General features: G+C 32.6%; 6 protein-coding genes. All 6 read right to left on the reverse strand.

Annotated features, from left to right (window positions below):
• Positions 1-6: 6 nt before the first annotated feature.
• On the reverse strand, positions 7-1,443 hold the full coding sequence (locus CHB67_RS07195) for a carbohydrate porin (protein WP_089381067.1): 1,437 nt from the start codon (positions 1,441-1,443) through the stop codon (positions 7-9).
• Positions 1,443-2,555, reverse strand: a complete 1,113-nt coding sequence (locus tag CHB67_RS07200) for an SGNH/GDSL hydrolase family protein (RefSeq protein WP_176461232.1) — start codon at positions 2,553-2,555, stop codon at positions 1,443-1,445. Before CHB67_RS07200 ends, CHB67_RS07195 begins: the two co-directional genes overlap by 1 nt.
• Positions 2,556-2,559: 4 nt before the next feature.
• Positions 2,560-4,758 carry a beta-glucosidase family protein gene (locus tag CHB67_RS07205; RefSeq protein ID WP_089381069.1) on the reverse strand — a complete coding sequence of 733 codons (2,199 nt, stop codon included), beginning with the start codon at positions 4,756-4,758 and terminating at the stop codon, positions 2,560-2,562.
• A gap of 3 nt (positions 4,759-4,761) precedes the next feature.
• Complete coding sequence (locus CHB67_RS07210) at positions 4,762-7,392, reverse strand: glycoside hydrolase family 3 C-terminal domain-containing protein (protein ID WP_089381070.1); 2,631 nt, start codon at positions 7,390-7,392, stop codon at positions 4,762-4,764.
• A 44-nt stretch (positions 7,393-7,436) separates the two neighbouring features.
• A complete protein-coding gene (locus CHB67_RS07215; protein ID WP_089381071.1) occupies positions 7,437-10,727 on the reverse strand; it encodes a VCBS repeat-containing protein in 3,291 nt (1,096 codons plus the stop codon).
• Positions 10,728-10,836: 109 nt separating this feature from the next.
• Positions 10,837-12,381: a RagB/SusD family nutrient uptake outer membrane protein gene (locus tag CHB67_RS07220; protein ID WP_089381072.1), complete on the reverse strand. Its 1,545-nt coding sequence runs from the start codon at positions 12,379-12,381 to the stop codon at positions 10,837-10,839.
• Positions 12,382-12,398 lie beyond the last annotated feature (17 nt).

A 12,398-nucleotide genomic window follows, 5' to 3' on the forward strand; every position in this document is an offset into this window, starting at 1 on the left:
TTTCTATTAATTCCAAACCCACCACTCGGTTTTAAAACCAAAATAAGTTCCCCAACTTTTTGCCCCTGCAAACTGAAGATAAGGTGAATAAAGTGTTTCTTTTGCAAAATTATTATACTTTGCTACCGTAGCTACAAATCGTATATGTGGTCTTGCCCAAGTATCACGTTTTCCTGTAGGAACATAAACTGGAGCCACACTAAATTTAACAACATTTGCATAAGGATTGTAACCATCTTTCCGTTGAGAAAAATGCAATTCTGTAATTAAATGAAAAAAGTCCGATATATAGTATTCATCTCTTGCTCCAACAGTAAAATCAATTTTCTTGTTATAAACTTCTTTTCCAAAATACGTTTCGGACAAACCATTTGTAGCTGCACCTCCTTTACTTAAGGTAAAAACTATATATGGATTTAAGGTGTGTTTATCTGAAAAATTAAAAACCGCCTGATCTACTACCGACAAAGAATATGCTCCTTTAAAGTTCAACGAATTTAAATCTGGCGCACCAAAAGTCAACCAAGTTTTTGATAACCCTCCATCACCACCATTTGCAATTCGTGTTCCATATCTAATACTAAAATCATTAAAAGAACCTTCCTTCATTTTTGTAAAATTAACATGATGTCTTGCTCCTATCACAAAACCATGGTCTGAAGGAAAATTCACAATCGTTTCAACTGAATCAATTTCCACCTCACTATCACCATCAGGCATACGGTGATATTCACCTAAAAATGTAACCGTACTTGATTTCCCAAAATCTACATCTTGTTCCAACGTTAATACATTCCTTTGTCTAAGTCCTGTACTTGGCGTACCTGTTTTAATGTTTAAATAAAAATAAGGAGGCACTGTAGCGGTAGTATCTGTTGAAGATACAAATATCGATGCAAAACGCGTTTTCTTATATTCAACTCCAAAACCTTGACCTGAATGATCGTTAAAATAAAAATGATCGGCAATATGTAAATCTGCTCCTCTATACAATCTGGCTCCTACCCATATATTTAATTCTTTCCCTCCAATATTTCTAGCTTGAACAAACATTTCAGGGAGCGCAAAGGTTAAACCTCCTAATGAAGAGGTTGAACTATTTGCAAATGATGTTAAGCTATTTGAATATGCAGACAATCTTACCTGCGCATGGATAACCGTACTATCTCCTTTTTTTGGATTGAAATGAAATGACGGAGCTAATTCTAAGTAGTCTTGTTCTTCCAATCTACCTCCAATACTCCCCATATTGTTCAAATTTAATCTCCTACCAATAGTTCTTCCATCAGCAAAAGACCAATCTACGCCAACTCTTCCATACGACCCAACTGAAATATTTTTATTACTTACCTGATCATAGGCTATTTGAGCATTCATATTTGTAGTTATAAAACAAACAAGCAGTAATCCTAAAAACAGACTAGAAGTTAAGAATTTCATCATTAATTATTTTTGATATTTTTAAGAAAAGGAGTCAATTTTTCAGCAATTTTTTGATGTTCAGAAACACTTGGGTGTCCTAAACAACCTCCATTATATACAGCATCAAATATAAATAATAAAATTTGTTTCTTCATATTTTCACTAAAATAAAACTGAACTTCTTCTAAACAAGTAGCTAACAATTCATTCATTTCTCCACCAACCATAGGGCTATTTAATAAAACAATTTGTGTTTTTGGGTAATAAATATACACTGTTTTAACAAACTTTATATAATTGCTTATAAACTTTTCTTTGTTAAAAGGCAAGCGTGGCTTAACACCATCACCCACCGATAAATCATTGGTTCCTAAACAAATACTAACAACATCCGGAATATGGTCAAAATTATTTTTTTTTGAATTATCAGTATTTAAATACAAATTTTCATATACCTGTGGTAAGTTTGGTTCTTCAATATTCTCGTCATTCCAGTTTCTATAAATTCCATAACCAGACACTGAACTTAACTTAAAATCAATATTCAGAGCTCTTGAAACAGTTGGTCCGTAGGCATAATAAACGTTTTGATGGTCAAAATAAGCTGCTGATTCACAAGGAATAACACTCCCGTCTGAAGCTGCACCACATGTAATAGAATTTCCAATAAACTCAATATAGTTAGTGGTTGTTAATTTATAAGGCACTACTTTTTCAGCCTTTAAACCACTAAACAAAACTGTTCCGTTAGAAGCCTCTGTTTCTTTAAAAATTTTAAGTGTATGCTCTTTATTTGTAGTTGAAACATTTATTAAATAAGGCCTTATGGAATCGCTTTCAATTTTAATTCTACCCAAATATTTTCCATCTAACTCTAGCGAAACATAATTATAAGGTTCAAATTCTCCTTTTAAAAAAACCTCGCAGGAGTTCCCTAAAAAAGTACTTACTACATAAGCACCAGGTGAAATTAAAGCTACAGTACTATCATTTAAAACATCTGTTCTTCCTTGGTAATAAAACAATTTACTTTCAGCCTTTATGGCATTTAAGACTTTATTTTGCTTCTTCTTACAACCTACAAAACAAGCAAGAAACAATACAAATAACAATCTTGCTATTTTAGCATTCATTATGTTATTGAATTGAGATTTTAATTTCTTTTGAAATATGATTAGATGCATTTCCAACATAAATAACATACCCACCTTTTTCTAAATTCCAATCAGAAATAGTTTCATCATAAAAAGCTAAATTTTTTACATTGAATGAAATTTCTACAGTTTCAGATTCACCCTTTTTAACCATTACTTTTTGAAAACCTTTCAATTCTTTTACCGCTCTTTCTACTTTTGATTTTGATTTACCAACATACACTTGCACAACTTCTGAACCATTAAAATCTCCTGTATTTGATACAGTTGCTGAAATAGTAATTTGCTCATTTTCAGTATACGCTTTTTTTGCTGTAGCAACTTTTGAAATTTCAAAATTAGTATAAGATAAACCTTCACCAAAAGCGAATAAAGGTTTTATTTTTTTGGTATCATGCCAACGGTAACCAACTAAAATATCTTCTTTATAATATTGTGTAATACTGTCTCCAGGATATGAATTTTCGCCAAATGAATGTGCAGCATTGTCTGTTAATTTCTTCGGAAAAGAAAAAGGTAATTTCCCTGAAGGATTTACATCTCCGCTAATAACATCAGCCATCGCATTTCCGGCTTCACTACCTAAATACCAAGTTTGCATTAAGGCGTTTACATTGTGAATCCAAGGCATTTCCACCGCATTTCCACTTACTAAAATCACACCTGTATTTGCGTTTACTTTTAATATCTCATCAATCAATTCGTCTTGTCCAAATGGCAAGCCAAACGATTGTCTATCTCCACCTTCACAATCTTGAAGATGGTTTTTATTTAACCCACCAAAAAACAATACCACATCAGCTTTTGAAGCTGCTTCTATGGCTTCCTTTTTTAATTGTTCTAAATCATCGGTTGGCTCAACTACTCTAGCGTATTGTGATGGACCTGATGCGTATCCTTTTGCATGAATAATTGTGGCTTTTTTATATCTATTTTTCAATCCTTCCAAAGGAGAAATTTCATTTTTTGCCTTTAATTCAGAAGAACCTCCACCAATTGTTAGCGATTTTGTTGCATTTTCTCCAATCACAGCAATTGTTATTTCTTTATTAGGGTTTATTGGGAAAAATGAATTTTCATTTTTCAACAAAACAATTCCTTCCGAAGCTATTTTTCGAGCCACATCTAGATGTTCTTGATTATTTATTCGACCTAACGGACGATTTACACTCATATTTGTGCGATACATTAAACGTAAAATCCTACTCACTTTATCATCTAAAACAGCTTCTTCAATTTCGCCTTCTTTCAACATTTTTAAAAACGGATTTGCTAAATAATAGTAATCGTAAGCATTTTGGGTTGAAGTAGTTAAACCATCAGTTCCTGTACCCATTTCCATATCTAAACCATAAAGTGCTGCTTCTTTTGTATTATGCGTTGAACCCCAATCTGAAACAACAACACCGTCAAAAGCCCAATCTTCTTTTAAAATTTTGTTCATCAGCATTTCATTGTGAGTTGTATGCTGCCCTCTAAACTGATTGTAAGCTCCCATAATTGACCAAACGTTACCTTCTTCAACAGCCGCTTTAAAAGCTGGTAAATAAATTTCATATAACGCACGGTCACTTACTTCAACATTGATATGACCTCTCCATAATTCCTGATTGTTAAGTGCATAATGTTTTACACAAGCCGCAACACCATTTTGTTGAACACCATGAATGTATGGAACTACCATTGTTGAAGCCAAAAAAGGATCTTCACCCATGTACTCAAAGTTTCGACCGTTTAAAGGTGTACGGTAAATATTTACACCTGGACCTAATAAAATATCTTTTTTTCTGTACCTAGCCTCTTCGCCAACACTAATTCCGTAGGCTTTTGCCAAATCAGGATTAAAAGTAGATGCTAAACAGGTTAATGCAGGAAACGCAGTGATGTAATCATTTGTCCAACCAGCATATCCCCAATCATCCCAATTAATTTCACCACGAACTCCGTGAGGACCATCAGACATCCATACTTCTGGAATACCTAACCTTCCTACGCCAGGCGTAGAAAACTTAGATTGCGCGTGGCACATGGCCACTTTTTCCTCCAAAGTTAATAGTGGTAAAATACTGTCAATTTTAGCATTTATTTCTTCATTAGAAATTTGTTGAGCTTGAATATTTTTACTTACTATAAATAAACTTACAATTATAAATAGCTTTAAATACGTTTTTAAAATCTTCATTTTTTATTTGTTTATTAAATAAGTATCACCAATTAAATGAACTTTTTTTGTTATTACTTTTTGCGCTGTTTCTAATTCTTTATTTGGTTGAGAACCACCAACAGATAGTAGTAATTGTTCATTATTTACTACTTGAGCATAGTTTGCATCAACACTTGCCAATTGTTTTGGAGTAACTTTAAAATTAATGGTTTTGGTTTCACCTACTTTTAAAAATATTCTTTTAAAACCAACCAAGTTACGTGTTGGATTAAATCCGTCATCAATTAATTTTGTAGTATACAATTGCACTACTTCTTCACCAGCTATGGCTCCAGTATTTGTAACATCAACTGATACTGTTAAATCTTTATTTGTTTCATTGGAATTAGGAACATTAAAATTCGTATAGTTGAATGTTGTAAAACTTAAACCAAAACCAAATTCATACAAAGGATCCCCTTCAAAATAACGGTAGGTTTTACCCTTCATATTATAATCTGAAAACTCCGGAATATCATTAATATCTTTGTAAAAAGTTAACGGTAATCTACCTGCAGGATTGTAATCTCCAAATATAACATCGGCAATTGCAGTACCACCAGCCTGACCTGGATACCAAGCTTCGATAATTGCAGGAATATTTTCATTTTCCCAATTAATAGCTACGGCACTACCATTTAATAACACCAACACCATAGGTTTACCAAGTTTTTTTAACTGCTTCATTAATTGAGTTTGAGTAGCAGGTAACTTTACATCTAACCTGTCTCCTCCTGAAAAACCATCAACTTTCACTTTCATTTCTTCACCTTCTAAAAGCGGACTTAGTCCCATACATAAAATAATTACATCGGAATTTTTAGCCAATTGAATAGCTTCATTTTCTAAACTATCATTTGGAGCTTCCCATAAAAACTGCATCACTGCATGGTCTGTATTATTTTGCTTGTATTCTAGCTTAATTTTGTAGGGTTTATTGGCTTCTAAGGTAACATATTCATATATTTTTTTAGGATGATGTACATCTTCTCTTTTCGCCAGCAAGCTATCATTTAAATACAATTTCATACCTGAAAAGGCTTCTCCTCCTAAGGCATATTTCCCAGTTTTAGGAACCGAAATATAACCTGTCCATCGTGCTGAAAATTGATCGTAATTTATATCTTCAAAAGGTGAAGTTGTTCTCCAAGTAAAATCAACATTACCATCAATTTGTGTATGTAAAGCAGTTCCTTCACATTCTAAATTTGAAAAATATTCAGCATTTAAGCCATTTTCTTTTAGAGACTCATCTGTAAATAAAACTGCAGAAGGTACAGCCTCAAAAATTGGTAATCCTTCGGCTGTTTTACAACCTACAGCATACTTAACTTCAGCGTTTGGTAATTTTTGAATAATTCCATTTAATGGAGTTACAGGATTTGAAGGGTAGCCGTTATAATTTCCTAATAACACTTCCAAATCGTTTGCATTTGGACCAATAACTGCTACTTTTTTTACATTTTTATTTAAAGGCAATAAGCTATTTTCGTTTTTAAGTAACACCAACGATTTACGTGCGGTTTCCAACGCCAATAATCTATGAGTTTCAGAATCAACCACATCATAAGAAATACTTTCATACTTCACAGCTCCTTCAGGGGCAAATAGGCCCAATCTTAAACGGGCAACTATCAATCTTTCTAAGGAAACATTTAATTCACCTTCGGTAATATGACCATTTTTTACCGCTTCAATTAATGCAGGATACGTATTTCCACAATTTAAATCGGTACCTGCTTGTACAGCCATCGCAGCTGCTTCTTGTTGCGTTTCTGTAACTGCATGGGCATCTTTTTCATAAAAATCTCTAATCGCCCAACAATCGGAAACAATATAACCATTAAAACCCCAATCGTTTCTTAACAAATCGTTTAACTCGGTATTTCCGCAACAAGGCAAACCATTGTAACTATTATATGCACACATTACAGAATATACGCCAGCTTCTTTTATCACTTTTTCAAAATGAGGACTGTACGTGTTCAACATATCATAAGGTGTAGGTGTAGCATTAAATCTGTGTCTGTCAATTTCAGGACCGCTATGTACCACAAAATGCTTAGCTGTAGCAATTAGTTTGAAATAATTTGGATCATCACCTTGCAAGCCTTTAATGTATCGCACCCCTAATTCGCCGGTTAAATATGGATCTTCACCATAAGTTTCCATTCCTCTTCCCCAGCGTGGGTCTCTAAAAATATTAATATTTGGTGTCCAATAGGTTAAACCTTGGTAAATACCTCTTTTACCTCTAGATGCAAATTCATGATGCTTTGCTCTTGCTTCATCTGAAACTGCAGTGGCTATTTTAAACATTTGTTCTTTATCCCACATAGCTCCCATACCAATTGCCTGCGGAAAAACCGTAGCAATTCCTGCTCTTGCAACTCCGTGTAAACATTCGTTCCACCAGTTATATTCAGGTATTTCTAAATGTGTAATCGCTGGTGATTCATAACTCATTTGCGATATTTTTTCTTCCAAAGTCATTAAAGAAACTAAGTGTGTTGCTCTTTCTTCAAAACTTTTACTAACATCTTTGTGAACTGGTATTTCTTTTGAGCAAGACATAACTAGGACTAGTATTAAAGGTAAAATTGATTTTTTCATAATATCTAATTTTAAGCCTAAATAGGCTTCACATAATAAATTTATTAATTACTAAACTTTATAAATTGTAAATAATTGTTGTTTTTTACTGAAATAATATATTCTTGATTTTTAATTTTAATTTGAACTAAATCTTTCACGTCTCCTGAAGTAAAAAAGCCACTTTCAGTTGGTGGTATAGCTTTAAAAGTTCCGTTACCGTTACCTTCAAAATAATACCCAAAACCTGCATCATTTCTTGGGGTTTCAATTTCAGAAACAAATAAATTCCCTGCTATTAAAAAGTCTAAATTTCCATCTTTATTATAGTCTTCAACCAAAATTTGATTGATACTTGAAATTTGTGCTTCAACAGGTAATTTATGAATTGTAAATTTACCATTTTTATTTTCTAAATAAATACTTGCAAAGGATTTTACTTGATAATGTAAGGCATTTTCTAATTTTTCTTTTGTGTACACATCAACCAAAGTTGCTTCAGAAAAAGTATTGTAATTTTTAAACTTCGATTTAATACTTGGAATTTGTTGCGATGAACAAGAACGCCCTCTAACTGGGAATTGTTTTCCTTCATTATAATAGCTTAACACAATATCATTTTGATTGTTTTTATCAAAATCGTTCACATAAATATCAAAAGTCTCGGTTGAATTTGCTTGGTACTTGTAATTTAAGCCATTGTTTCCAACAATATAATCTATATCGCCATCTTTATCAAAATCGCCTTGTTGAATACTCCACCACCAACCAGCAGTATCTTCAGTTAAACCTGTACTTTTTGAAATGTCTTTAAATTCAGTTTTCATATTTTTAAAAACCTTAATTGGCATCCATTCTCCAACTATAATAATATCTAACCAATCATCATTATCAACATCGGTAATTACAGCACTTGTAGCCATTCCAAGGTTTATAAAATCTTTGGCAAATTGTTGCGTAACATCTTCAAAAATCACTTTTTGTTCGGTACTTTTATTTAATAACAAATAGGAATTTGTAGGTATTGGATATTTTCCGGGTACTTGACGACCAAGCACCAATAAATCTTGTTTTCCATCTTTATTAAAATCTATTGGATACACTTTTGAACCACTTGTTCTCATCTCAGGCAATGTATTTTCAGCTTTTATAAAATCACCTTTTCCGTTGTTTATATATAATCTGTCCTGCAACATTTCAGATTCTGGAGCAAATTCATAACCTCCACTTACTACATATAAATCCTTATCTCCATCATTATCTGCATCAAAAAATAATGCGCCAACATCTTCATTTAACTTCTCTTTTTCAAAATTGGATTGATGTTGTTCAAATCCTGTTTGGGTTTGTAAATACATACTTGCAACATTGTCAAAAGCACCACCAATAAAAAAATCATCAAGTCCATCACTATTTACATCAGCCACAGCAATAGCGGGTCCAAATTGCGACATTTTATGCGGCAATAATACCTGTTTTAAAAAATCATCGTAGGTGTTTTCAACATGTTTATGAGTAGGTAATTCATTATTTTGAATGGTTTCAAAAAGAAGTTGTTTATTTGTATTTGAAGTAACCTCAGCAACTGCGTTTGAATGTTTAAAAGCTAAGTGTTGATTTGCGTTTACATTTTTTAGTGTTTCTATTTTTCCATCTGTCCAAACAACTTTTAATTCATCAATTATATCTGATTTATGCAATCCGAAATGTAATTTTGGTGCTACTGAAGATTGAAAACCTCTTGTTAACGTAAGTTCTTGTAATTGTGTTTGATTGCCAGTAGTAACATACACTCTGTTTCCTAAACCAAATTTATTAGTTGAACTTCCTTCAAATTTAATTGTGATAAAATTGTTAAATTCTGAACTTGTATTTTCAAAAAAAGAAGCCGGTTCATCAATATTATTGGTTATTATTTCTAAATCGCCGTCGTTATCTAAATCGGCATACACAACTCCATTTGAAAATCCTTTATGTTGAATTCCCCACTCAGTATTTGCTTTTTCAAAATTGAGATCTCCTGTATTTTTAAAGATGAAATTATCTATTTTTTCAGAAGGAATCATTAAACTTTTCTCTAAATCTGAATAACCAGTTTTATCATTTTTAGAATAGGTATTAAAAAAATCTCTGTTGTTTATTTCTCTTCTAATTCCGTTTGAAATAAATAAATCTTTATTTCCATCGTTGTCAAAATCGGCAAAAAGTGGTCCCCAACTCCAATCTGTTGAAGAAGTTCCTGTTAATCTAGAAATGTTTGAAAATTGAGGTACATTATTTACAAGAATACCTGTATTTAATTGCATGCAATTGTGCATATACTGATAATGAAAACCTGAGAAAACGGTTTCCCAAAACAATTGAGGATTCATACTTGCCATATTTGCTTTTTGACGACGATTGTTATTGGCATCCATATCAGCCTGAAAAACATCTAAATTTCCATCGTTATTAAAATCGGCAATATCAACACCCATTCCGTAAAATGCACTATGAGAAACAGCTTCTTTTATTACTTCTTTAAAAGTGCCATCTCCATTGTTTATGTAAAAATAATCTGGAATGCTATAATCACTTGAAATATATAAATCTGGCCAGCCATCATTATTTACATCACTTGCTGTAACTCCATAAGAAAATCCATAGGTTTTTACACCAGCTTCTTCAGAAACATTGGTGAAAATACCTCCATCATTTCTGTATAGTTTATCCGATTCTTTATCGGTTACACGTTGCATTTTGTTTTTATATTCAAAGTTTGAAGAATTTATGTTTGCTATTGGGTAATTAGCCACATATAAATCTAAATCGCCATCTTTATCATAATCAACAAAAGTTCCTTGTGTAGAATTTGCACTATCAGCCACACCGTATTCTTGTGCCTTTTCGGTAAAAGTACTGTTACCGTTATTTATAAAAAGTTGATTTTCTTTTGAACCAAATAATCCGGAAACAGCACAATAAATATCTAAATATCCATCGCCATTTACATCGGCCATTGTAGTTCCTGTATACCACCGGTTATCACCACCAACAGCTGCTTTTTCTGTAATATCTTCAAATTGTAAGTCTCCTTTGTTTAAATACAATTTATTTGAAGTTTGGTTTCCTGTAAAAAAAACATCAATTAAACCATCATTGTTAATATCTCCTACGGAAATACCTCCACCAGAATACATAGAGGTATAATTGAAATAATTTAAGGAATCATTTTCAACCAAGGTATTGCTGAAATTAATTCCTGTTAAAGAAGCATTTAATTCTTTAAAAATTTTTGTGCTTTTTAGCTGTTGTTCTTTTTTACAACTTACTAAAACTAGTAAAAAGAATAAGGGAAGGATACTTTTTTTTAACATTCTATTGAATTTATTATTTTGCTTAAAGCGTTATAAATTTAACACTAAAAAAGCAACGTGTTTTAGCACGTTGCTTTTTATCCTATTGTAAAATGAAATCACTCAATTTTTAATACCCAGGATTTTGATCAGCTTGTGTTAATGCTGCATTTAAATCTAACTCTGTAATAGGAATTGGAAATAAATCATTTTTTGAAGTATATCCTGTTCCTACTAATTCTGAAGAAGCTTTTCCCCAACGAACTAAATCCCAAAAACGTTGACCTTCATGTGCAAATTCTAAAAATTTATCAACCATTAAAGCGTCAAATACATCTGTTCCTGTTAAATTGGCGTCTAAATCAGCTAAACCAGCTCTTTTTCTAACTTTATTTAATTCAATAATAGCTTTATCATCAGCACCTGTTTCATTATAAGCTTCAGCAGCTAAAAACAGTACTTCAGCATATCTTAACAATCTCCAGTTAACAGAGTAATTTAATTCTCTTACTCCACCTTCACTAGTGTCAGAAGCTCTTGTAGCATATTTAATTCTAATTGCTCCATCATAACCATAAATAGCTATTGGATTTCCATCATCATCAGTACTTTTTACAGATCCACCTGCGTCAACCAATTCTTGTTCAGTCATTATTGTTGCTGTTCTACGAGCATTTTCTCCAGAAGCTTCAAAAGCAGCTATAGATTTTGCAGAAGGATAGTTGAATCCCCAACCGTTTAATAATCCAACTGGCTCCATATCAAACTCACCACGAGGCCCCATTAATTGTACGTGTAGGTTACTTTCCATTCTTCCTCCCCAGGCAACATTTCCCCAGTCATATCCGTTTGTAGAAATATATCCAATTTCAAATAAAGATTCTACTCCAAATTCACCATCAACAGACCAAACATCAGCACTTGTAGTTGCTAAATCATAATTTGGATTAGTAATTACTGGCTCTAAATAAGTAAGCGCCTCACTATGCTTACCTTGAAACACCAATACTTTACCCATTAAAGACTGTGCAGTAGCCTTAGAAACTCTAAAGTTTTGAGCTATTCCTGCTCTTGCAGGTAAACCAGCTATTGCCTCTTTTAAATCTGCTTCAACTTGTATATAAACATCTGCTCTTGAACTTTTTGGAATTGCAAATGCTTCAGAACTTAATTGGCTTGGGTTTACCAAACGCAATGGAACATCTCCCCACATGGTAGTTAATTCAAAATAACACCAAGCTCTCATAAATTTAGCTTCAGCCAAAACAAAAGCTTTGTTTGATAATTCGCTTGTTTCAACATTTTCAATAATGGTATTTGCCAACGCAATTGTACGGTAATGTAAATTCCATACACTTGTAACAGCTGGATTAGAAACTGATAAGTTGGTGTAATCACTAATTTCAACTAATGGTACTTGATCAGTAGCAGAACCACCTCCACAGTTAACATCATCACCAGGTAACATTTTCACAAAATAAGCACTTGACCAATCTTTGGCATAATTGTATTGCATTAAGTCATACAAACCAACTAGGGCCTGTTCCGCGTTATCTTCACTATTGAAGAAAGTAGCGGCATCTAAAACTCCTACAGGTGGAATTTCTACAAAATCTTTACTACACGAAACACTTATTAAAAGTATTACTATAGTACTATAAATTAATTTTTTCATATTTATATAAATGTTTT

The organism is Lutibacter agarilyticus (genome assembly GCF_900188235.1).
Classification (GTDB): Bacteria; Bacteroidota; Bacteroidia; order Flavobacteriales; family Flavobacteriaceae; genus Lutibacter; species Lutibacter agarilyticus.

What these genes read in the sequence shown, in the direction of transcription:
- CHB67_RS07195 (WP_089381067.1), bottom strand. Translation starts at nt 1,443, where the DNA reads ATGATGAAATTCTTAACTTCTAGTCTGTTTTTAGGATTACTGCTTGTT.
- CHB67_RS07200 (WP_176461232.1), bottom strand. Translation starts at nt 2,555, where the DNA reads ATGAATGCTAAAATAGCAAGATTGTTATTTGTATTGTTTCTTGCTTGT.
- CHB67_RS07205 (WP_089381069.1), bottom strand. Translation starts at nt 4,758, where the DNA reads ATGAAGATTTTAAAAACGTATTTAAAGCTATTTATAATTGTAAGTTTA.
- CHB67_RS07210 (WP_089381070.1), bottom strand. Translation starts at nt 7,392, where the DNA reads ATGAAAAAATCAATTTTACCTTTAATACTAGTCCTAGTTATGTCTTGC.
- CHB67_RS07215 (WP_089381071.1), bottom strand. Translation starts at nt 10,727, where the DNA reads ATGTTAAAAAAAAGTATCCTTCCCTTATTCTTTTTACTAGTTTTAGTA.
- CHB67_RS07220 (WP_089381072.1), bottom strand. Translation starts at nt 12,381, where the DNA reads ATGAAAAAATTAATTTATAGTACTATAGTAATACTTTTAATAAGTGTT.